This window comes from Malonomonas rubra DSM 5091 (assembly GCF_900142125.1).
In the GTDB taxonomy this organism is placed as follows: Bacteria; Desulfobacterota; Desulfuromonadia; order Desulfuromonadales; family Geopsychrobacteraceae; genus Malonomonas; species Malonomonas rubra.
On the sequence record NZ_FQZT01000002.1, the window covers coordinates 127,186 to 147,833 of the forward strand.

A 20,648-nucleotide genomic window follows, 5' to 3' on the forward strand; every position below is an offset into this window, starting at 1 on the left:
TATATTTCAACCCTTTACGTCTTGCGCTAAAAAATGATGTCACTTATAGTTAAATAACGTAAAGAAAGATTTCATTTAACTGGAAACGACAAAGGTCTTGGTTGTGCGCATCAATTCAACCAATATTCCGACTCAGGTCAGCAGGTCTCAATCTACTTCACCAAACAGTAAATCTGCCGACCAGATTCCGGAACGACAGCAGGCGCTGCGTGAGGAGAGCTACCAGCGCAATGCATCGACCTCGGCACCGATTATCGATGCCGAATATGTCGAATTCTATACCCCTTCACCCAAAAACTTTGCCCAGGAACGACAAACCCTCGACAGTCGAATCGAAGTGGAAACATCCGGTGAGCAGTATCAGGCCCGGGCGACCAGTAGTGGCAAAACAGGGCCGTACCAGATGCAGAACCATCAGGCTCCGCCCCCCGGAACCTTTATCGACACTTTCGCTTAAACCTGTATCAGTCCCGCAACTTCGTCATCACCTGTTTCATATCTTCCCAGACTTCACGCTTTCCGGCCGGGTTACGCAACAAATACGCCGGGTGAAACGTTGGCATGAGAGGAATCCCCTGATACTCATGCCAGTTACCACGCAATTTCCCCACCGGAACTTTGCTCTGCAACAGGGTCTGGGCAGCAAAACGTCCCAAAGCGACGATGATGCGTGGCTTGATCGAAGCCAACTGCTTTTTCAGGAAAGGCTCGCAGGCTGCGATTTCATCCGGTTGCGGATCGCGGTTACTCGGTGGCCGGCACTTGATGACATTACAGATGTACACATCGCGACGGCTCAAATGCATGGCGAACAGAATTTTATCGAGCAGTCGCCCCGCCTCGCCAACAAAGGGATACCCCTTGATATCCTCTTCCCGCCCCGGCGCTTCGCCGACCAAAACCAGATCCGCCTGCGGATTGCCGACACCGAAAACAATATTCTGTCGGCCTGCGGACAGACCGCAACGCTGACAATCGGCGAGGCCCGCTTGCAGTTCTTCCAGGGTTTCAGGCCGACAGGGGGCCTTAGGTTCAGGGTGTGCAGGATCGGGAAGTGAACAGATCGGCAGATCTTCCTCGGCGACCTGCGGTACCGCTTCAAATCCCCACGCCTGCAAATCTTCCAACAGTGCACGCCCTTGGGAGATTGCTTCGCAGGTTTCGTGATATAATTTATCAGGCATAACTTGAACCTGCTTGTCTGCTGTTGATAGCAACAGCTGAATTGAGAAATAAAATGCGCATTCTGCTTTTAGTATTAACTCTCTGCATCCTTCCGGCCGATGCATTCGCCTGGGGAGTCGGTGTCCATCTTAGCCTTGGCTCCTGCATCCTGGAGGCAAACAGCATGCTTCCAGCTGCACTGGCCAACCTGCTGACAGCCTATCCCCTTGACTACCTTTATGGCTGTGTCGCGGCTGACATCACTTTGGGGAAAAAATTCACCCACTACCTCGACCATTGCCACAACTGGCGTGTCGGCAACCAGATTCTCGAGCATGCCCGAAAAGAAGGCCCGGAAGCCGAGGCCTGTGCCTATGGCTACCTGTCACACCTGGCAGCCGATACCGTGGCTCATAACTACTACGTACCGTTGAAACTGTCGACAACCTTCAACACAGTGCTGCATAACCACGCGTACTGGGAGGTCCGCGCCGAGTTCGGCATTGCCGACGATGTCTGGGAATTGGCGGAACAGCTGTCAAAGCGAGACAACAGCAATCTTGACAACATGCTCAGCAGAACCGTGTCGAAAACTCTCTTCTCTTTCGGCACCAACAAACAGCTGTTCAACTCGATGATGCTGGTCAGCCGCCTGCAGCGCTGGCATAAAATACTGCGCACCGTGGCCAACCGCTCAAAGTTTCAGCTCGACGATACCGAGCACAGCGAATACCTGCTGATGGCGCTGGAAGCGATCAGTGGCATCCTCAGCGATCCGGAAAGCCCCTACTGGAACGCGGATCCAACCGGTGACCGGGCGCTCGCGGCGGCGAAGCAGATCCGCAAAAACATGAATATGCTCTGGCTCGACGGCAAACTCCTGCCGGAAGATTCCGACCTGATCATCGAGGATCTGCGAACCCGCTTCAAGCTGGGCATCACCAATCCCGATGAGCTGTTACCTCTGCTTACTGTTGCTTAGCCTTCCAGAGTTTCTCCACCTGGTCGAGCAGACGTAAGGCAACCTGTTCTTTTTTCATCAGCTCCAGCTCGTCGACACGGCCATCGGCAAACAGAAAACGTACGATATTGGTATCGACATCAAAGCCGGCGCCTTCTGCACTGACATCGTTGGCAACGATCATATCGAGATTCTTCTTCTGCAGCTTCTCCGCAGCGTGAGCCAACAGTCGCTCGGTTTCGGCAGCAAAACCAATCAGTATTCGTTCGCCCTTCTGTGCCCCCAGTTCGGCCAGGATATCGGGGTTTTTCTCCAGTCGAAGCACCAACTCGTCTTCTTTTTTCTTCAGCTTGTTGGCGCCTCGTTCTGCCGGACGATAATCGGCAACAGCCGCGGCCTTTATCACCACATCGGTCGCGGTAAAATTATTCAGCACTGCAGAGCGCATCTCTTCCGCGGAACTGACCGGCACACACTTGACACCATCCGGCACCTGCAAGCTGGTTGGACCGGTCACCAGGGTCACCGTCGCACCCCGCTTCGCCGCTGCTTCGGCAATCGCGTAACCCATTTTTCCGGAGGAATAGTTGGTGATGTAACGCACCGGATCGACTTCTTCACGCGTCGGCCCGGCAGTCACCAGTATGCGACAACCCTGCAGATCGTTCGGCAACAAAACAGAAGCAGCAACCGAGAGAATATCTTCCGGAGCGGGCATTTTCCCCTTGCCTTCCCAGCCGCAGGCAAGTGCCCCGCAGGCGGGTTCCATGACGTGATAACCAGCATCAAGCAATCTTTTTTCGTTCTGCTTGTAGAGCGGGTTCGTGTACATATTGCTGTTCATCGCCGGCACAGCCAGCACCGGGGCCTTGGTCGCCATGACACTGGTGGTAAGCAGGTCATCCGCCAGGCCGTTGGCAATCTTGCCGATCAGGTTGGCAGTCGCCGGCGCCAGCAGGAACAGGTCAGCCCGGTCAGCCAGGGAAATGTGACCGATCTCCTGTTCCTGGTAGAGGTTGAACAGATCAGTATGTACCGGGTTACCGGAGAGGGTCTGAAATGTCAGCGGAGTAACGAACTGCTGCGCGTTTTTCGTCATGATGACGTGCACGGTCGCACCAGCCTTGGTCAGCAGGCGTAATAACTCCACCGCTTTGTATACGGCGATACCGCCGCTGACACCCAGAATAACTGTTTTTCCCTGCAGCATCATTTTCCCCTAAGACAAAAACGGATTGTAAACTTTTTCCCGGCCGATGCTGGTTGACGGGCCGTGTCCCGGATGCACGGCGGTGCCGTCAGGAAGAGGTAACAGCTTTGTGCGGATGCTCTGAATCAGCTGTTCATGATTACCGCCCGGCAGATCGGTGCGACCGATCGACCCGGCAAACAAAGTATCGCCGACAATCAACTGATCATCCACCAGCAAACAGATACCGCCCGAAGTATGCCCCGGGGTGTGCAACACTTTCAGTTCCAGCTCACCGACATGGACAATATCACCATCGACCAGCAGCTTGTCCGGTTGCGGCGACAGCTCGGTCGGCAGTCCGTAAATCCCGGCATGCTGCGCCGCCATGCCGAGCAGGTCTTTGTCAGCTTCGTGTAGCAGAAGTTCAACACCGGTCGCTTCCAGCAATCGCTTATTACCGCCAACATGATCGAAATGGCCGTGAGTGTTGATCACCATCTGCAACTGAAGGTTGTGCTTCTGCAGACGATCAAGGATCCGATCTGCATCGCCGCCCGGATCGATAACGACGGCTTTGCGCGTTTTTTCACAGCCGACAATATAGCAATTGACCTGTAGCGGTCCAGTTTCGAGGCTATCGAGAATCATGACTCATTTCCCTTATCGGAAAAGGCTGAAAACAGATCGAGGTTTTTCTCTTTCAGCTGTTCGCCCAATGTCGCACCAAGCGGTTTATTGAAATCTTTTTTTGCCGGTCTCGCCGGTCTTTCCGCTTTCGGCATCGGCGGCGGTGGAGCAACAGGCTGCACAGCGTCAGCTTGTCGAGTCTCCTCGCGCTCGCCTTTGTAGAAATACTGGTCGTAAAGACGATGATACGCTGTCCAGTTGCTTTCACGGTTCGGCTCTTTGTCGATGTGCGCCTGGATACCGTTGATCTTGGAATCGAGGTCATCGATGAAACTGAGGACCACCGCCTCGATAAATTTCGGCCGCTTCGGCGAACCGAACTCATACTGGCCGTGATGTGACAGCAGCAGGTGTTTCAGCAACACAGCCAGCTTCGGCGGAAAACCATCGATCCGGCGAACCCGGTCTTCGACCATCTGCACCCCGATAATGATGTGGCCAAGCAGCTTACCTTCATCAGTGTAATCGAAGGACCGCTGGTAGGAAAGCTCCTCGACCTTGCCGACATCGTGCAGCAAAGCCCCTGCGATCAGCAGGTCGCGATTGACTTGTGGGTAGCGCTTCGCCATGTCAGAGGCCAAAGCCGATACTGCCAGCGAGTGTTCCAGCAAGCCGCCGAGATAAACGTGATGCATCCCCTTGGCGGCCGGGGCCTGGCTGTAGCGGGGATAAAATTCCGGATCGTCGAAAAAGGAGCGCAGCAGTGCCTCGATGTGCGGATCGACCAGTGAGTCGAGCAGTTCGTCAAGTTCCTGCCGCATCTCTTTTGGGTCACGCTCTGAAACTGGTAGAAAATCAGCCAGATCAACCAGCGAATCATCAACCTTGCGCAAATCCTGCACAACGATCTGCATCTTCCCCAGGTAGACGCTCGCCTTGGCGATCACCTGAATGAAATCATCCTTTTCGAAATAGGAACCGAGCTGATCGACCCGGTCCCAGACCCGGCCCTCCACCTCGCCGGTTCGGTCCATCAGTTTCAGGGTCATATACGGCTTGCCGTTTTTCGCCATCGCGGTAATTTTATCCCGCACCAGGAAAACTGACTCAAGTTGATCCCGTTCGCGGATCTGATCTACGTATATCTGCTTCAAATTATCCTCTACTTTGAATAACGTCCAAGAATACTGTCGGCGACTTTCAGGCCATCAACCGCAGCACTCATGATTCCGCCGGCGTAACCGGCCCCCTCTCCGGCCGGGAACAACCCGGCATGACTGACCGATTCACAGTCAGCGTTGCGCAAAATCCGCAGCGGTGCGGAAGTGCGCGTTTCAACCCCGATCAGCGTTGCCTCTTCACAGATGAAACCGCGCATTTTACGTTCGAACTGCGGCAACGCCAAGCGCAATTCGTCTGTTACAAATTTCGGCAGACAAGCGTTCAAATCGGCCGCAACCACCTGCGGCTGGCAGGAGGAATTGATCCGGCCACCATTCCCCTGAAGAAACTCCAAAAGCGGCTGCGCCGGTGCACTCCAGTTACCGCCACCTGCTGTGAACGCCTGCTGTTCCCAACGACGCTGAAAACGGACACCTGCCAGTGGATCGGTCGCGCCGAAATCATCCGACCGGACAGCCACCACCAGCGCGCTGTTGGAGCGCTGCGCATCCCGCTTGAAATCGCTCATGCCGTTAACAACGATAGCGCCCTCTTCTGAAGCGGCGTTGACAACCATCCCGCCGGGGCACATGCAGAAAGAATAAACCCCGCGACCGCTTTTCCGATTGTTCCAGGCCAGGCTATATTCCGCCGCCGGCAATTGCGGGTGCTTAGGCATACCGTACTGAATGCTGTTGATCAGTTCAAGAGGATGTTCCACCCGCAGGCCTATTGCGAAGGCTTTTTGCTCCATCCTGACAGCTTTTTCAGACAACATCTGATAGCTATCACGAGCACTATGGCCAACAGCAAGGATCAATTGTTCAGCAGGAAGCTGTTCATTGTCGTTCAGCTGCGCGGCAACAACTTTACCTTGAGTTGTTTCGATGCCGGTCAGACGGGTTGAGAACCGAATATCGACCCCGAGCTTCTGCAACTGCTTGCGGAAATTGATCAGCACAGCGCGAAGTCGGTCGGAACCGACGTGCGGCTTGGCTTGATAGAGGATTTCTTCCGGCGCACCGAACTGCACCAGGGTTTCCAGAACATTCCTCATCAACGGATTATTGAGGCGCGAGTTCAACTTGCCATCGGAAAAAGTTCCCGCCCCCCCCTCGCCGAACTGGATGTTACTCTCCGGGTTGAAATTCCGTTCGTTCCAGAAAGACTGAACATCTCGGTAACGTTCCTCAACCGGTTTGCCCCGTTCGATTAAAGTGACGTCAGCACCGTTTTTCGCTAATCGAAGTGCAGCAAACAATCCCGCCGGCCCCATGCCGACGACCAACACTTTCGGCCTCTGGTGAAGACTGAAAACAGTTTCGGCTGACGTCAGGGGAGTTTCGATCAGTTTTTGATTTTCACTGTTTGCGGCCAAAACGTCGCTGTCGTTTTGTGTCGTAAAATCGACAGTATAGACGCGCAAAACGTTCGGTTTTTTCCGCGCATCGATCCCTTTTCGAACAATTTTCCAGTCAAGGATCGACTCGACGGGCAACACCAGAAGTTCGGCTATTCTTAACGGCAGGACCGACTCGTCCTCGTCTAACACGAGGGGTATTTCACGCAAACGCAGAGGCATCAGTGAACAGAAGAAGGCAGCAGCGGTAATTCGACGATGAAAGTCGCCCCTTCGCCGGGAGCACTGTCGACGGAAATTTTGCCGCCGTACCCTTTGATAATCCTCAGCACGACCGAAAGGCCGAACCCAGTTCCCTTCTCTTTGGTGGTAAAGAATGGATCGAACAGGCGAGCCAGGTTTTCGGTGGGAATGCCGCGCCCGCTATCGGCAACCTTGATGATCAGGCTTTCCGCATCGCTGATCATCACCAAGCCGAGGCGTCCGCCATCCTGCATCTCAAAAAGAGCGTTACTGATCAGGTTGGTAAAAATCTGCTCCATCTCTACAGGATCGGCTTCAATCTCGGGGGCGCTTGCGTCCAGCTTGCAGTCAACATCGATCTTCTGTGCATCGATCTGAACCTTGTAGTCGCTCAGCACTTTATGAATAACGTTGACGAGATTGACCCGCTCCAGCTTCTCACCTTCCCCCTTGCTGGCGGCGAGCATCTTCAAAAGGATCTGATCGATCCGCTCGACTTCCTGTGTGATTTTGGTGACGTAGTTTCTGTTTTCTTCATCCAGTTCCGGGGCGGACATCAGAATCTGTGCAAACAGGTTGATCGAGTTCAGCGGATTGCGGATCTCGTGCGCCATGCCCGCAGAAATGTGGCCAAGAGTTGCAAGTTTTTCAGATTGAATAATTTCTTTGTGTGCCAGTTCCAGTTCGCGGCTCTTGTTGACCACCCGCTGTTCCAGCTCACGGTTCCATTCCTCAATCTCTCGTTGTAGGAATTCTCTTTCTCTGAGCAGGTTATGGTTTTCCAGCTCCACTTTGCGAATCATCAGAATCGAATCGATCCGCTCTTGCAGGTTTTTATTGGAAAAAGGTTTCTGCAGATAATCGCTGGCTCCGGCTTTCATCACCTCGACAGCAACTTCTTCACTGCCCTTCCCTGTAAACATGATGACATAGGTATCAGGGTAGTTGATTTTGATCTGCTTGAGAGCAGAGAAACCGTTCATGACCGGCATCATATAATCGAGCAGCACCAATGCCGGATGATGTTCTGCCACCATACGCACGCACTCTTCACCGTTTCGCGCCAGGAGAACTTCAAACCCACGTTTTCTCAGCAGCAGCGAGGTTAATTCAAGGATGACTTCCTCGTCATCGACAAGTAAAACTTTTTCACCGGCGAAGCGGCTTTTCTCAATCGTCATAATGTCTATCTACACAGGAAAATCAAAAAAGGCAGGATACTCCGGCTGTTTCACTTTGACAAGCAGAAGCAAAATTGAAAAGCAGCCATTACGGCTGCTTTTCGGAAAACAGTTATCATTTATTCAGTGGCCGCTCAAGCGTCCTCTTCCAAACGAACGGTCAGCACCGGCAGTTTTGATTTACGCACAACTTTTTCTGCTGTACTACCAAACAGAACATGATCCAGACCACTGCGGCCATGAGTTCCCATGACTATCAGCTCTGCCCCTTTGTCTTCGGCCTGTTGCAGGATCTGCTCATGCGGCAACCCGGGAACAATCATCGTCTCGTAATCACTGAAACCGACAATATGCTGGCGGCTGAAACTTTCCATCATCTTCTCTGCGCCCTCGGCAATCTCCTCTTCCAACTTTTCATAGGAGATGTGCGGGACGTAGAAACCGCGCAGATCGATCGGCTCATTGATAACGTGGAGAACAACCAGATGTGACCCGAACTTTTCAGCCATCGACAATGCCATCTGGAAAGCGTTATCAGAGCTGTCGGAAAAATCGACCGCCACCAGAATGGTTGCAAAATTTTTCATGACCACCTCCTGCCTGTCAGTGAAAAGCGTGAACGACTCAAGCTCGTTGCAGCTCACGGTTGAATATCCGTGACATAACTGCTTTCAGCTCCTCAATCTTAACTGGCTTGTTCAGATATTCAAACGCCCCAAGGTTCATCGCCTCAAGGTAAGACTCAACCCCGCCGTATGCTGTCACCATGATAACGTTGACAGACGGATAAGAACGATTCAACTCACGCAAAAAAACCAAACCATTCATTTCAGGCATATTGATATCTGTGATGACCAGATCGATCGGCGCGTTTTTTAAATATTCAAGCGCTTCAAAACCATTCGCGACTGCATCGACCTGAAAACCCTCAATCGCCAACAATTTCTTTAAGCCGATGCGCGCATTCTCTTCGTCATCAACAACAAGTACCCGTTCCATGTGTCATCCTATCGTTCAAGTTCATTTAAATATTATCAGCAAAAGGTGACCTGTCAAGCGTCGGGCCGTTTAGGTAATATACTGATTTCATTATTAAAGATATTATTCATCAAGATTTATTCCGGTTCCCGGTTGTGCTTTTTGTTTGGAATGAATTGCCTTTTCCTGACTTGACACCATTAATTACAACCATTTTGGTAATAATTTAATGAATTTTTTTCTTGACTTGCGTACTGTGGTTATCTATTTTGATAACCGTTTTCAATATCATCTGAAAGGAATTATCATGTTCAATAGCCTCGGAGAACTGAGTGTTGGAGAAAAAGCAACCGTCAGTGGTTTTGCCAAGGGCACCAAGGAGTACCGGGCCAAGCTGCTGGCGATGGGACTGACGAAAGGGATCAAGCTGCAAGTCACGCGTGTTGCCCCGCTGGGTGATCCGCTTGAAATCAGCGTGCGGGGATTTTCATTGAGTCTGCGGCGCGATGAGGCGAACGCTGTGCTGGTGAACAAAGAGGCAGCGTCATGAATAAATTAAAAATTGCGGTTGCTGGCAATCCTAACTGTGGCAAAACCACCCTCTTCAACGAACTGACCGGAGCCCGCCAGATGGTCGGAAACTGGCCCGGGGTGACCGTTGACCGCATTACCGGCCTCTATTCCTTCGAAGGACATGATTTTGAACTTGTCGACATTCCCGGTATCTACGCCCTTTCAGCACATTCCAGTGATGAAAGGGTCGCGCGCGACTATCTTCTTTCAGACGACTACGACCTGATCGTCAATGTTATCGACGCCGCGAACATTGAACGTAATCTTTATCTCACAACCCAGCTTCTGGAGATAAGGGCACCGATGATACTGGTGCTGAACAAAATCGATGTTGCCAAAGCTCGCCAGATCAGTATCGATGCAGATGAGTTGGCAAACCGGCTCGGTATTCCAGTCATCCCGATATCAGCAGCCAAACGCAGTGGGCTGCAGCAACTGAAAAAAGCTATTCACCAAAGCGCTGAAGAACAGCCGCTTCCGAATATCGACATCTCTTATCCTCCAGCAATAAAGACAGCGAAAAACAGAATATCTGCCCGGCTGAAAGATTTGGCAGAAGAACGCAACTGGCAACCCGAGTGGCTGGCGTTGAAGCTGCTCGAAGACGATTGTGAATTCAGCGTATTGCTCGACAAATCGACGGCAGCATTGGTTGCTGCAGAGCAGATGCAGATTACTGAACTGATGGATGAAGATGCCGATATCAGCATTGCCGATGCGCGCTACAACTTTATCCACTGGCTCACGAAAGAGAGTGTCAAACACAAAACAAAAGTCGGCAAAACTATCACTGATAAAATCGACAATGTCGTTCTTAACCGGGTTTTCGGCATCCCCATTTTTCTGCTGATGATGTACCTGACATTCATGTTTACCATCAACGTCGGTGGAGCGTTTATCGACTTTTTTGACATTGCCACCGGGGCGATCTTCGTTGACGGGATGAGTGAACTTCTGGGTGGGCTCGGCAGCCCGGACTGGCTGATCGGCATCCTTGCCACCGGCATCGGCGGCGGAATCCAAACCGTCTCGACCTTTATTCCGCCGATCGCATTCATGTTCTTCGCTCTCGCCATCCTTGAAGGTTCCGGCTATATGGCCCGTGCAGCCTTCGTTATGGATCGGTTTATGCGTACCCTCGGTCTGCCTGGTAAGGCTTTTGTGCCGATGCTGGTCGGGTTTGGCTGTAACGTTCCCGCGATCATGGCGACTCGCACTCTGGAGAACCAGCGCGATCGTACCCTGACCATCATGATGAACCCTTTTATGAGCTGCGGTGCTCGCTTGCCGGTGTATGCTCTGTTTGCCGCTGCCTTCTTTCCGGTCGGCGGTCAAAATATCGTCTTTCTGCTTTACCTGGCCGGAATTGCTTTTGCTGTCCTGACGGGTTTGATTCTCAAGCACACACTGCTGCGCGGCAACATTACACCTTTTGTGATGGAGTTGCCGCCCTATCACGTGCCAACACTGAAATCGGTTCTCCTGCGAACCTGGGATCGACTGAAATCCTTCCTGCTCAAAGCGAGCCGCTTCCTGATTCCACTGGTTGCCCTGCTGGCGCTGCTGAACACCATGTCGATCGACGGCAGTATCGGCCATGATGACAGTAAGGATTCGCTGCTCGCATCGGTCAGTCGAACCATAACGCCAATTTTTGCACCGATGGGAATCTCGCAGGATAATTGGCCTGCAACCGTCGGCATTTTCACCGGTATCTTCGCAAAAGAAGCAGTGGTTGGTACCCTTGACGCCATCTATCTACAAAATGAAACTGCCGCGGCGAACGAGGAAACCGCGAACTTCAATCTGCCCGCCACGCTGCAGGAAGCCGTTGCAACAATTCCAGAAAACCTCGCCGGTGTCGTTGGCAGCCTCAGTGATCCTCTCGGGCTTGGTATTGGAGATACCAGCAACCGTACTGCAGCAGCAGAGGAACAGGACGTCAACAGCAGCATCTTCGGCACCATGGGCGCACTGTTTGATGGCAAAGTCGGCGCCATCGCCTACATGCTGTTCATTCTCATGTACTTCCCCTGTGTTGCTGCTATGTCAGCTGTATACCGTGAAACCAACAGGCGCTGGACCGCCTTTCTCGCCAGCTGGACAACAGGGCTCGCGTATATTTCTGCGACTTCCTTTTACCAGCTAGCAACCTTCGCTGAACATCCGACGTTTTCAAGCCTGTGGCTAGTTGGCTGCCTGCTGTTCTCGGCTGCGACCATCGCCATCATGCGTTACCTTGGGGGTGAGAGAAAAGTGACCGGGATCGTTCTGCCGGCCAAGAACTGATTCTATATACGGTGGGGCAAAAGCTTTGCCGAAAGGATAGAAAATGACACCAAGTGCAGTAAAAACCTATTTATGCGACCGCAAAGTCGCTCCATTGAAAGATATCGCCATTCACTTTGACATGGAACCGGACGCTATCCGCGGCCTGCTGAGCCACTGGATCAGAAAAGGTCGAGTGAAAATGTACCAGGGAGATGCTTGTCAAAATGGTAATTGCTGCGGCGGTTGTTCGGGTCACAGCGAAAAAGAAGTGTACGAGTGGCTGCAGTAGATGGAGAGCTAAATCAAACGCTCCAAAAATCAAAAAGCGCGGCAAGCAGTTTTTCCATCTGCTGAGCCGCGTTTTTTCCGCTGGCAAGAACATCTTGATGGTCGAGGTTGTCCGTTTTCCCTGCCGCCAGATTGGAAATATAGGATATCGCGGCAACGTCGAGCTGGTAGCGCTTGGCGACTATCGCCTCGGGGATGGTTGACATCGACACGGCTGAAGCGCCAAGGGCTTGTAGCATATTGATTTCAGCAGGTGTTTCGTAGTTCGGTCCTAACATCCAGGCAAGAACACCGCTGTGCAACCGGATAGCCTGTTGCTGCAATTCCCGGTTCAGGTCGAAATAAAAATCCTGCGCATACAGGTTTGACAGATCAACAAACTCACGCTCTGGCCGGCCGATCAGCGGATTCTGTCCGGTCAGATTAATATGATCGCTCACCAGCATGAAATCACCGGCCTGCATCTGATCGGCGATACCTCCGGCGGCGTTAGTCAACAACAGCTGTTTGCAACCCAACTCGGCAGCCAACCGGACTGGCGCCGTGACCTGCCAAGCGCTGTAACCTTCATAGAAATGATAGCGCCCCTGAAACAGCAGCACCAAGCGACCGAAAATTTTGCCACAATGGAGGCACCCAGCATGGCCACTGACGCCGGAAGCGGCAAAGTTCGGGATATCGACGTAGTTTAAATGATCAGCGTCCTGAAGCTGTTCACTGATCGCTCCAAGACCGGAGCCAAGGACAATGGCCAGCTGCGGCTTGCGCCCGGCCAGCCATCCTTTTACTTTCGCTGTCGCCTGGGAGATATCGTCGAGAAGGGTCATCATTTCAGCAGTTTGTCGATCCGTGCATTCAGCTCTTCCGGCTTGAACGATTTGCTGATGAAATCGTCAGCCCCTGCGTGCAGCGCTTTGCGAGCGTCATCATCCTTGCGATAAACCCCGCTGATACAAAGAATCTTCAGGTTGCTAAAACGCTCTTCAGCACGCAGTTCACGGATTAAATCGAGACCGTTTTTATCCGGCAGATTGATATCGACAATCAGCAGATCGACTTTTTTCTGCTCAAGAGAGTTTAACGCCTCAGTCGCGCTGTCGGCGGTCAGCATATTCGCATCACGCCCTTCTAGCAGGTCAAGCAAAAGTTCCCGGAAGAAGCGAGCATCATCGACAACCAGAATCGTTTGCTTGTTGCTATCGACGACATTCTCGTCTGCTGGCTCTTGGCTAACCTGAAACTGTTGGTTGCATTTAGGACATTTGACCTGCGCAGTCTTTACTGTTTCCGGTAGCGGTTTGGAACGATAGCGAGATTTACAGGCCGGGCATTGGATAATCATATAAGGAACCTTTCCTGCTCGCCGATTTACTCTGCGCTCTTAAGCGCCCGCAACAGATCAGCCGCCTTCAAGCCCGGATCCGAGGTCGGTGCCAGTTCGACAACTTTTTCAAAACGATCTATTGCAGTGTCGTTCTCCTGCGCTTTCATCTCCATGACACCAAGCTGGTACAGGGCCAGTACATAATTAGGAGCGAGGTTAACCGCCTTTTCCAAGGCTTTCCGTGCCAGTTCGGTTCTGCCCATACCGACCAGGGCCTCACTTTGCAGAAAATATGCTCTGGGGTAACGGTTCGAAACTTCTGCAGCTTTTTCAAACTCATACAGAGCAGCTTGATAGTCTTTTTTCTGCAAGTAGGCAAAACCTTTGCCAGCCAGAGCGACGTGCGGATTCAGAAACAGCAGGTCATCAGCCGCCTGGCCAAAATAATCGATCGCTTTATCCCACTCTTGCATATCGAGATAAAGTGAACCAATGTTGTTCATATAGCGAGGTTCTTTATTTGAGATGTCAATCGCTTTCAGATAATGCTCTTCCGCTTTTACATAAGCCTTTTTCAGCTGATATGCCTGGCCAAGCGCAGCATGGATCGAATCACTCTGCGGAGCAATAGCAACACCTTTTAGCAGCTCCTGCAGGGCCATGGTTGGGTTGTCATTCTGCAAATGGGAAACACCCATCCGGTAATGAGCCTCTGCCTGCTGGATTTTATCATTCTGCACTTGTGGAGTCGGTGCGCAGGCAACAAGAACGACAGAAAGGAACAAAGTGAACAAGAAACGATTGCAGAACATCAAAAAACCTCCAACACCATTACATCGACGCGAGAAAGCGTCCCAGGCTCTTCAAACTCCGCTGGCGATGTTCTTCCAGCGGATCAACACCCTTAGCCATACGATCACCACCTTGTGGCGTCTCTTTCTGCGTTGGCTGTGAAATCTGGCAGATTGGCAGTGAACTCCATAGCTTCTGCTGCTCAGCGGCCGAGCGCAAATGGTAGTCCGTTTCGCTGAGGACAAAGCCCATCGATTCGGCGAACACGAAACCTTCCTCGAAGGTTCTCTCCGCATCCTCTACCGGCACTTCTCCCTTTTGGGGGACAAAAAAAACCGACTTACGGCTTTCCGAAAGATAAAAACCAACGACGACCAGAACTTTGTTGCCACTGTTGACAGAAACGAGGTAAGCGGCACACATCTGCGGCGGATATCCGGGGAAGGCCATCTGCACGTTACAGCCGGAACTGTTCAGCCGGGCAACCCGTGTTGCCGGCAGATTAAGAACTTTCAACTGCTTATGTTCTACAAACATTTGTATGCCCTCCGTTCCACCAGTATAGTCGGTTTATTCTATATCGGCAAAATCGGTCAGTAATTTTATCCGCTTATAGCGACTTTCGATCTCGGCGTAGTCGATTTCACGCAAGCGGTCGAGGCTGAACTTCTCGACCGTGAAGGACGCCATGACGGTGCCGAACACAATCGCTTTGCGCAGGTTCTTCTCTTCGAGGTTGCGTGTCGCTGCCAAGTAGCCGACAAAGCCACCGGCGAAAGTGTCACCGGCGCCGGTTGGGTCGAACACTTCTTCCAGCGGATAGGCCGGGGCAGAGAAGATGGAACCTTCGCTGAACATCAGTACGCCGTACTCTCCCCGTTTGACCACCAGTGTCTTCGGCCCGAAACCACGAACGATCTCAGCAGCTTTGACCAGGTTCGGCTCATCAGCCAACTGCCGCACTTCCGCTTCGTTGATCACCAGCATATCGACTTTGGCCAGGGTCTTGATCAGCTCTTTCTTCTTTCCCTCAATCCAGAAATTCATGGTGTCGCAGGCCACCAGTTTCGGTTTTTTCACCTGCTGCAGAACTTCAAGCTGCAATTCCGGATCGATGTTGGCAAGAAAGACGTACTCGGCATCACGGTAGTTTTCCGGCAGTTCCGGTTTGAACGACTCGAAAACGTTGAGGTGAGTTTCCAGCGTGTGCGCTTCGTTCAGATCGTACTCATACTTGCCTTTCCAGCGGAAGGTTTCACCGGCACTCTTCTGCAACCCCGCCAAGTCAATGTTGCGGGAAGCAAGGAAATCGATGTGTTCCTGCGGGAAATCGTCGCCAATCACGGCAACCAGGCTGACATCGGTAAAGAAACTGGCCGAGGTGGAGAAGTAACAAGCGGAACCGCCGAGGGCGTCATCCACTTCACCGAATGGGGTTTTAATCGAATCGAACGCAACACTGCCGACAACCAGAATACTCATATCATTGAATCCTTATCTAAAGATACTTGCCGATGATCGGATCGAGCACTTGCTTGGTCTCATCCGGAATCAGGCTTTTGTCAGTCATGACCGCAAACTGCAGAGATGAGGAACATTCGCAATCACGCTCACTTCTTTGCGCAACGATCTTTTCCACCGCTGCCTTGATGATTTCGCGGGCTTTTGCCACGTTCTGCTGAATGATGGCGATAACCGCCTCAACCGAGACATCGTCATGCCCTTCATGCCAGCAGTCGTAATCGGTCGCCAGGGCAACAGTGCCGTAGCAGATTTCGGCTTCACGCGCCAGCCGCGACTCGGGAACGTTTGTCATGCCGATAATATCAACGCCCCAGTTGCGGTAGATATTCGACTCGGCGCGGGTAGAAAAGTTTGGTCCTTCAATACAGATGTAGGTGCCACCTTTGTGTACGGTTGCGCCAACCTGCTGTGCCGAATCGGCGAGGATATCAGCCAGCTCACCACAGATTGGGTCGGCAAACTGCACATGCCCAACTACGCCGTTACCGAAGAAGGTCGAAGCTCGCTTGCCCTGGGTGCGATCGAAAAACTGATCCGGAATAACGATATGGCCGGGGACGATTTCCTCTTTCATGCTGCCGACAGCCGAAACCGAGATAATCTGTTCGACACCGAGTTTTTTCATGCCGTAGATATTGGCCCGGTAGTTCACTTCAGACGGCAGAAAACGGTGCCCGCGACCGTGCCGGGGGAGAAAAACCATTTTTGCACCAGCAAGGTTGCCGGTGATAAAAGCATCGGACGGAGCACCGAAAGGGGTTTCAAGTACCACTTCCTGCACATCAGTCAACCCTTCAATTTCGTACAACCCACTGCCGCCGATAACACCGATAACCGGTTGCTGCATATCAAACACTCCTGTTTTATAGGTTCAATTCAAGCTTCAGCTTCTTTATCAAGTTTTCCTTTGAGCTGCCCGCAGGCAGCCGAAATGTCCTGCCCTTTACTCGCTCGCCGCATGGTGATGATCTGCCGCTGCATCAGGTAACTCTGGAAAGCAGTGATCGTCTCTTCGTCAGGGCATTTAAATTCCGAGCCTTCATGCTCATTGAACGGGATCAGGTTAATTTTGGCGCGGATGCCGTGCAACAGTTTAACCAATCGTTTGGCATCGGCAAGAGAATCGTTCACCCCTTTGATCAGAATATACTCGAAAGTGATCTTCTGCCGCGGGCCGAGGGGATAATCGCGGCAAGCAGCCATCAACTCTTTGAGAGGATATTTTTTGTTGATCGGCATCAACACATCGCGCACTTCATCGGTGGTGGCGTTGAGGGAGACTGCCAGGTTGACCTTGACCTGTTCCCACAACTCTCGCATCTGAGGAATCAAGCCGCTGGTCGACAGGGTCACACGGCGACTGCCGTACCCGAGGCCATCATCCAGGTAGAGAATCTTCAGCGCGGTGACCACGTTATCGAGGTTGTGCAGCGGTTCGCCCATGCCCATCAAGACGATGTTAGCGATCGGTCCGTCATGCAACACACCACAGACCTGGTTAACAATTTCCGCCGGAGTCAGGTTACGGGTCAGACCGAAGGTCCCGGTCAGACAGAACTGGCACTGCATGGCACAGCCAACCTGAGTCGAGATGCAGAGGGTGTCTTTCTCGGTATCCATCGGGATACGCACCGCTTCGACCGATTCGCCATCCTCCAGGCGGAACAGATATTTTTTGGTACCGTCGCTGCTCGCCTCGACTACTTCCGGCTGCCACTGGGAAATGTACGCACGCTCAGCCAACTGCTGCCGCAGCGCCTTGCCCTGATCGGTCATCTGTTCGAAATCGGTCACCTCGCGCTGATAGATCCATTTCATGATCTGCTTAGCACGAAATTTCTGGGTTCCGAGTTCGACCAGAAAATCCTGCAACTGTTCTAACGTCAATCCTTTCAGATCGACTTTTCCACTATTCAACGAAAGTCCTTTATCCTTGAAACTACTACGAAAAAAGCCCCTCGGATTGTACCGAAGGGCTTTCTTACTGACAAGCTGTTTATCCAGTTACGGATTAGAGCAACTCCAAACCGTTGAAGAAGTAACCGAGCTCAAACTCAGCGGTCTCCGGAGCGTCGGAACCATGGGTAGCGTTCTCGCCGATGGAGGAACCGAATTCTTTACGCAGGGTCCCCTCAGCCGCTTCAGCCGGGTTGGTTGCGCCCATCAGGTCACGCCATTTGAGGATTGCACCTTCAGCTTCCAGAGCCATAACGATGCAAGGACCGCTGCTCATGAAGTCAGTCAACTCAGCGAAGAACGGACGCTCGCTGTGCACTGCGTAGAAACCTTCAGCTTCAACCTTGCTCATGTAGAGCTTCTTCAGGCCGACAACCTTGAAACCTTCAGCGTAAATACGTGCGAGAATTTTACCGGCGTGACCGGCGGCGAATGCATCAGGCTTGATGATGGCGAAAGTTCTTTCCATGACAATTTCCTCCAATATTTTGAGTTGTTAGATTTTTAGTTGATAAAAAAATGCGTGCGCTTTGTAGCATTGCGCCCGGTCTGTGTCAAGCGCTAAGCGTCCTTAACTGCCATCTCCTGCAGCACCGGAATTACCTGCCGCAACGCGTTACCACGATGGCTGATCCGGTTCTTGATGTCGAGCGGCAACTCCGCCATGGTTTTGCCGTATTCCGGCACCATAAACAAGGGATCGTAACCGAAACCACCCTCTCCCCGCTGCTCACGCAGGATCAGGCCGAAGACGGCACCGGTGTAGGTGACACAATCGCCTTTCGGTGTCGCCAACGCCATCACGCAATTAAACGCGGCCTGCCGTTTATCATCAGCGACATCAGCCAGTTCTTTCAGTAGCTTGGCGTTGTTGGCAGCATCGTTGCCCTGTTCGCCGGCGAAACGGGCAGAATGCACCCCCGGCGCCCCTTTCAACGCATCAACCACTAAACCACTGTCATCAGCCAGAGTCAGGCAGTTGCTGTATTCGGCCATCTCCAAAGCTTTTTTACGCGCGTTGGCTTCGAAGGTATCGCCATCCTCTATGACTTCAGGTGCACCCGGGTATTGATCGAGACCGATCACCTCAACACCACTTTCATCGAGCAACCGTCGAATTTCCTTGAGTTTCCCCTGATTTCCGGTTGCAACCAGCAGCTTCATCTATTTCAGCTCCAACGCTTCCTGCTGCATCTCGGCCAACTGGGCGCAACCCTGCAACCCCAAGTCGCGCAGCGCATCCAGCTCTTCAACCGAAAACGGCTCTTCCTCGGCAGTACCCTGAACCTCGACGAACTTGCCGGACCCGGTGATGACAAAGTTCATATCGACTTCCGCCTTCGAGTCCTCTTCGTAATTTAGGTCAAGCAACGGCTGCCCATCGACAATGCCGACACTGATCGCAGCAACGCTGTCTTTAAAGGGTATTTCTTTCAGCACACCTTTTTCCACCAGCCCGGCGAAAGCATCGTAGAGTGCAACATAAGCCCCGGTAATCGAGGCAGTACGAGTACCTCCATCAGCCTGCAGCACATCGCAGTCGATCTGCACGGTGAGTTCGCCCATTGCCTTAAGGTCAGTGACGGCACGAAGCGATCGGCCGATCAGGCGCTGGATTTCCTGAGTCCGGCCGGAGAGTTTGCCCTTGGCCGCTTCGCGCATCGAGCGGGTGTGGGTAGAACGGGGCAGCATGCTGTATTCAGCGGTGACCCAACCACGTCCTTCGCCACGCATGAAAGGCGGCACCCGCTCCTCAACGGAAGCATTGCAGAGGACCTTGGTCTCTCCGCAGCAAACCAGCACTGAGCCTTCAGCGTAGCGGGTAAATTGACGTTGAAAACTGATCGGCCGCAGCTGATTCGGCTGGCGGCCATCAAAGCGCTCTTTGTCTGTACTCATTGAACCGACTCCTTCTTCGCCTTGGCGTAATAACGAATCCCCTGATAGAGGGCCTGCGCCAGACGTTCCTGATATTCATCATCCTGTAAACTTTTCAATTCTTCAGGATGACTCAAATAGCCGAGTTCAACCTGGACTGTCGGCAGATCACCACGCCCCAGTGACAACAGGGACGAACGATAAATGCCGTTAACCTCTATGCCTGCCTCTCGCAGCGCCTGCGCCAGTTGTGCCGCCAACTGGTGACTCTCGGACAGCTTGACCGGCTGTTGTTCTTCCTCTTCAGCAACAGTTACCGATGCGCCCTCCTCCGGACGGATGAACAGGTTGACTCCACGCGGCTGCGCAGAGAGCGACGCCTGCGCATGCAGCAGCAGCCAGATATCGACATCCTCTTTTGAGGCCGGGGCCAGCCGCTGTTCCAGCGTCAATTCGTAGTCGCCGTCCCGGCTTAGATAGATCGGAATACCGAGTTTCATCTTCAACTGCTTGGTCAATTTCTCAGCGACCTTCAAATTGACCGCTTTTTCCTTGAAACCATTCTCGGCAATCGCCCCGGTATCGAGCCCGCCGTGGCCGGGATCGATGGCGACGGCACGAATCAACGGGCCGCTGCGTTTGACCTTTTTATTCAGCAAAAAAGCAAACAGCTGTTCCAGGCTGTTCGGTTCCTCTTCGGCAATGGTGTCACTATCGGGGTCGAGATTATTAAAATAGATCGGCTTCCCGACCAACAACGAAAGCTGGTTGAGAACGAAGCTGTCGGTCACTCGCAGGCGACCATCGATAAAGCGGGGTTTTTCACGGAGTGGATAGTAATCTTCTCCCAGCTTCAGGTAGCCGCTGGCCGGAGAGATTTCCGCCCAACCGCGTGCGCTGCGGATAAGGAAAACATGCTTGATCGAATTCCAGTGGCCAGACAGGCCAACGGCATCGAGGGCATCTTCAACAGCGATATAAGGCACACCGCCCTGCTGGTAAACATCGGTGATCCGCACCGGGTCTTTACCGCGTGGCGCAATATCGACCGCAGCGAACAGTGGCATTGCAGTCAGAACAAAAAATAGAATCGGCAGAAATAAACGCATCGAAGCTCCCTGATGAAAACCGGATGTTTATACCCCAGCGGAGGAGTCAGTGTCAACGCGGCTGCA

At 52.5% G+C, this 20,648-nt stretch carries 24 protein-coding genes; 5 read left to right on the forward strand and 19 right to left on the reverse strand.

Features of this window, described 5'->3' with window-relative positions:
- Positions 1–103 precede the first annotated feature (103 nt).
- Complete coding sequence (locus BUB13_RS03455) at positions 104–457, forward strand: hypothetical protein (RefSeq protein WP_139249299.1); 354 nt, start codon at positions 104–106, stop codon at positions 455–457.
- Between the two features lie 7 nt (positions 458–464).
- Here the strand turns inward: BUB13_RS03455 and BUB13_RS03460 are convergent, their stop codons facing one another.
- Positions 465–1,184: a uracil-DNA glycosylase gene (locus BUB13_RS03460; protein ID WP_072905619.1), complete on the reverse strand. Its 720-nt coding sequence runs from the start codon at positions 1,182–1,184 to the stop codon at positions 465–467.
- Positions 1,185–1,237: 53 nt separating this feature from the next.
- Between BUB13_RS03460 and BUB13_RS03465 the strand changes: the two genes are divergently transcribed.
- Positions 1,238–2,146 carry a zinc dependent phospholipase C family protein gene (locus BUB13_RS03465; RefSeq protein ID WP_072905621.1) on the forward strand — a complete coding sequence of 303 codons (909 nt, stop codon included), beginning with the start codon at positions 1,238–1,240 and terminating at the stop codon, positions 2,144–2,146.
- Here BUB13_RS03465 and coaBC read toward each other — a convergent pair.
- The 7 genes from coaBC to BUB13_RS03500 form a co-directional block, all read right to left on the reverse strand.
- Positions 2,133–3,335 (reverse strand): bifunctional phosphopantothenoylcysteine decarboxylase/phosphopantothenate--cysteine ligase CoaBC, encoded by a 1,203-nt coding sequence (gene coaBC, locus BUB13_RS03470; RefSeq protein ID WP_072905623.1) that lies wholly within the window; start codon positions 3,333–3,335, stop codon positions 2,133–2,135. The genes BUB13_RS03465 and coaBC overlap by 14 nt on opposite strands.
- Before the next feature lie 9 nt (positions 3,336–3,344).
- Positions 3,345–3,965: an MBL fold metallo-hydrolase gene (locus tag BUB13_RS03475; RefSeq protein WP_072905625.1), complete on the reverse strand. Its 621-nt coding sequence runs from the start codon at positions 3,963–3,965 to the stop codon at positions 3,345–3,347.
- Positions 3,962–5,098: a 3'-5' exoribonuclease YhaM family protein gene (locus BUB13_RS03480; RefSeq protein WP_072905627.1), complete on the reverse strand. Its 1,137-nt coding sequence runs from the start codon at positions 5,096–5,098 to the stop codon at positions 3,962–3,964. The genes BUB13_RS03475 and BUB13_RS03480 overlap by 4 nt, the downstream gene beginning before the upstream one ends.
- An 8-nt stretch (positions 5,099–5,106) precedes the next feature.
- A complete protein-coding gene (locus BUB13_RS03485; RefSeq protein ID WP_279625958.1) occupies positions 5,107–6,657 on the reverse strand; it encodes an NAD(P)/FAD-dependent oxidoreductase in 1,551 nt (516 codons plus the stop codon).
- Between the two features lie 29 nt (positions 6,658–6,686).
- Positions 6,687–7,889 (reverse strand): hybrid sensor histidine kinase/response regulator, encoded by a 1,203-nt coding sequence (locus BUB13_RS03490; RefSeq protein ID WP_072905631.1) that lies wholly within the window; start codon positions 7,887–7,889, stop codon positions 6,687–6,689.
- Positions 7,890–8,023: 134 nt separating this feature from the next.
- Positions 8,024–8,476 carry a universal stress protein gene (locus BUB13_RS03495; protein ID WP_072905633.1) on the reverse strand — a complete coding sequence of 151 codons (453 nt, stop codon included), beginning with the start codon at positions 8,474–8,476 and terminating at the stop codon, positions 8,024–8,026.
- 37 nt (positions 8,477–8,513) lie between these two features.
- Complete coding sequence (locus BUB13_RS03500; RefSeq protein WP_072905635.1) at positions 8,514–8,888, reverse strand: response regulator; 375 nt, start codon at positions 8,886–8,888, stop codon at positions 8,514–8,516.
- Between the two features lie 286 nt (positions 8,889–9,174).
- Between BUB13_RS03500 and BUB13_RS03505 the strand changes: the two genes are divergently transcribed.
- Genes BUB13_RS03505 through BUB13_RS03515 form a run of 3 tightly spaced genes read left to right on the forward strand, consistent with a single transcriptional unit; the run spans position 9,175 to position 12,000 of the window.
- A complete protein-coding gene (locus BUB13_RS03505; protein ID WP_072906203.1) occupies positions 9,175–9,417 on the forward strand; it encodes a FeoA family protein in 243 nt (80 codons plus the stop codon).
- Positions 9,414–11,729: a Fe(2+) transporter permease subunit FeoB gene (gene feoB / locus BUB13_RS03510; protein ID WP_072905637.1), complete on the forward strand. Its 2,316-nt coding sequence runs from the start codon at positions 9,414–9,416 to the stop codon at positions 11,727–11,729. Before BUB13_RS03505 ends, feoB begins: the two co-directional genes overlap by 4 nt.
- A 43-nt stretch (positions 11,730–11,772) precedes the next feature.
- Complete coding sequence (locus BUB13_RS03515; RefSeq protein WP_072905639.1) at positions 11,773–12,000, forward strand: FeoC-like transcriptional regulator; 228 nt, start codon at positions 11,773–11,775, stop codon at positions 11,998–12,000.
- 13 nt (positions 12,001–12,013) lie between these two features.
- On the opposite strand, the gene BUB13_RS03520 is transcribed toward BUB13_RS03515, so the two are convergent.
- The 11 genes from BUB13_RS03520 to BUB13_RS03570 all read right to left on the reverse strand — a co-directional run bounded on the left by BUB13_RS03520 (position 12,014) and on the right by BUB13_RS03570 (position 20,582).
- The gene (locus BUB13_RS03520) at positions 12,014–12,826 is read right to left on the reverse strand and encodes a purine-nucleoside phosphorylase (RefSeq protein ID WP_072906205.1); all 813 of its coding nucleotides are present in this window, start codon (positions 12,824–12,826) and stop codon (positions 12,014–12,016) included.
- The gene (locus tag BUB13_RS03525) at positions 12,826–13,341 is read right to left on the reverse strand and encodes a response regulator (protein WP_072905652.1); all 516 of its coding nucleotides are present in this window, start codon (positions 13,339–13,341) and stop codon (positions 12,826–12,828) included. The genes BUB13_RS03520 and BUB13_RS03525 overlap by 1 nt, the downstream gene beginning before the upstream one ends.
- A gap of 26 nt (positions 13,342–13,367) precedes the next feature.
- A complete protein-coding gene (locus BUB13_RS03530; RefSeq protein ID WP_072905654.1) occupies positions 13,368–14,135 on the reverse strand; it encodes a tetratricopeptide repeat protein in 768 nt (255 codons plus the stop codon).
- Positions 14,136–14,154: 19 nt separating this feature from the next.
- The gene (locus BUB13_RS03535) at positions 14,155–14,652 is read right to left on the reverse strand and encodes a hypothetical protein (RefSeq protein ID WP_072905656.1); all 498 of its coding nucleotides are present in this window, start codon (positions 14,650–14,652) and stop codon (positions 14,155–14,157) included.
- Positions 14,653–14,685: 33 nt separating this feature from the next.
- A complete protein-coding gene (locus BUB13_RS03540) occupies positions 14,686–15,597 on the reverse strand; it encodes a PfkB family carbohydrate kinase (protein WP_072905658.1) in 912 nt (303 codons plus the stop codon).
- Positions 15,598–15,613: 16 nt separating this feature from the next.
- Positions 15,614–16,486, reverse strand: a complete 873-nt coding sequence (mtnP, locus tag BUB13_RS03545; protein ID WP_072905660.1) for an S-methyl-5'-thioadenosine phosphorylase — start codon at positions 16,484–16,486, stop codon at positions 15,614–15,616.
- 29 nt (positions 16,487–16,515) lie between these two features.
- Positions 16,516–17,556: a dual-specificity RNA methyltransferase RlmN gene (gene rlmN / locus BUB13_RS03550; RefSeq protein WP_072905662.1), complete on the reverse strand. Its 1,041-nt coding sequence runs from the start codon at positions 17,554–17,556 to the stop codon at positions 16,516–16,518.
- A gap of 94 nt (positions 17,557–17,650) precedes the next feature.
- Positions 17,651–18,064 carry a nucleoside-diphosphate kinase gene (gene ndk, locus BUB13_RS03555; protein ID WP_072905664.1) on the reverse strand — a complete coding sequence of 138 codons (414 nt, stop codon included), beginning with the start codon at positions 18,062–18,064 and terminating at the stop codon, positions 17,651–17,653.
- A 92-nt stretch (positions 18,065–18,156) separates the two neighbouring features.
- Positions 18,157–18,759 (reverse strand): XTP/dITP diphosphatase, encoded by a 603-nt coding sequence (locus BUB13_RS03560; RefSeq protein ID WP_072905666.1) that lies wholly within the window; start codon positions 18,757–18,759, stop codon positions 18,157–18,159.
- A complete protein-coding gene (gene rph, locus BUB13_RS03565; RefSeq protein ID WP_072905668.1) occupies positions 18,760–19,494 on the reverse strand; it encodes a ribonuclease PH in 735 nt (244 codons plus the stop codon). It lies immediately after the preceding gene.
- Positions 19,491–20,582, reverse strand: coding sequence for an N-acetylmuramoyl-L-alanine amidase family protein (locus BUB13_RS03570; protein ID WP_072905669.1), 1,092 nt, complete (start codon positions 20,580–20,582; stop codon positions 19,491–19,493). Before BUB13_RS03570 ends, rph begins: the two co-directional genes overlap by 4 nt.
- Positions 20,583–20,648 lie beyond the last annotated feature (66 nt).

Bases quoted from the DNA above. Each gene is read 5' to 3' on its own strand.
- BUB13_RS03460 (WP_072905619.1), bottom strand. From the start codon at position 1,184: ATGCCTGATAAATTATATCACGAAACCTGCGAAGCAATCTCCCAAGGG.
- BUB13_RS03465 (WP_072905621.1), top strand. From the start codon at position 1,238: ATGCGCATTCTGCTTTTAGTATTAACTCTCTGCATCCTTCCGGCCGAT.
- coaBC (WP_072905623.1), bottom strand. From the start codon at position 3,335: ATGCTGCAGGGAAAAACAGTTATTCTGGGTGTCAGCGGCGGTATCGCC.
- BUB13_RS03475 (WP_072905625.1), bottom strand. From the start codon at position 3,965: ATGATTCTCGATAGCCTCGAAACTGGACCGCTACAGGTCAATTGCTAT.
- BUB13_RS03490 (WP_072905631.1), bottom strand. From the start codon at position 7,889: ATGACGATTGAGAAAAGCCGCTTCGCCGGTGAAAAAGTTTTACTTGTC.
- BUB13_RS03495 (WP_072905633.1), bottom strand. From the start codon at position 8,476: ATGAAAAATTTTGCAACCATTCTGGTGGCGGTCGATTTTTCCGACAGC.
- BUB13_RS03500 (WP_072905635.1), bottom strand. From the start codon at position 8,888: ATGGAACGGGTACTTGTTGTTGATGACGAAGAGAATGCGCGCATCGGC.
- BUB13_RS03505 (WP_072906203.1), top strand. From the start codon at position 9,175: ATGTTCAATAGCCTCGGAGAACTGAGTGTTGGAGAAAAAGCAACCGTC.
- feoB (WP_072905637.1), top strand. From the start codon at position 9,414: ATGAATAAATTAAAAATTGCGGTTGCTGGCAATCCTAACTGTGGCAAA.
- BUB13_RS03515 (WP_072905639.1), top strand. From the start codon at position 11,773: ATGACACCAAGTGCAGTAAAAACCTATTTATGCGACCGCAAAGTCGCT.
- BUB13_RS03520 (WP_072906205.1), bottom strand. From the start codon at position 12,826: ATGACCCTTCTCGACGATATCTCCCAGGCGACAGCGAAAGTAAAAGGA.
- BUB13_RS03525 (WP_072905652.1), bottom strand. From the start codon at position 13,341: ATGATTATCCAATGCCCGGCCTGTAAATCTCGCTATCGTTCCAAACCG.
- BUB13_RS03530 (WP_072905654.1), bottom strand. From the start codon at position 14,135: ATGTTCTGCAATCGTTTCTTGTTCACTTTGTTCCTTTCTGTCGTTCTT.
- BUB13_RS03535 (WP_072905656.1), bottom strand. From the start codon at position 14,652: ATGTTTGTAGAACATAAGCAGTTGAAAGTTCTTAATCTGCCGGCAACA.
- BUB13_RS03540 (WP_072905658.1), bottom strand. From the start codon at position 15,597: ATGAGTATTCTGGTTGTCGGCAGTGTTGCGTTCGATTCGATTAAAACC.
- mtnP (WP_072905660.1), bottom strand. From the start codon at position 16,486: ATGCAGCAACCGGTTATCGGTGTTATCGGCGGCAGTGGGTTGTACGAA.
- ndk (WP_072905664.1), bottom strand. From the start codon at position 18,064: ATGGAAAGAACTTTCGCCATCATCAAGCCTGATGCATTCGCCGCCGGT.
- BUB13_RS03560 (WP_072905666.1), bottom strand. From the start codon at position 18,759: ATGAAGCTGCTGGTTGCAACCGGAAATCAGGGGAAACTCAAGGAAATT.
- rph (WP_072905668.1), bottom strand. From the start codon at position 19,494: ATGAGTACAGACAAAGAGCGCTTTGATGGCCGCCAGCCGAATCAGCTG.
- BUB13_RS03570 (WP_072905669.1), bottom strand. From the start codon at position 20,582: ATGCGTTTATTTCTGCCGATTCTATTTTTTGTTCTGACTGCAATGCCA.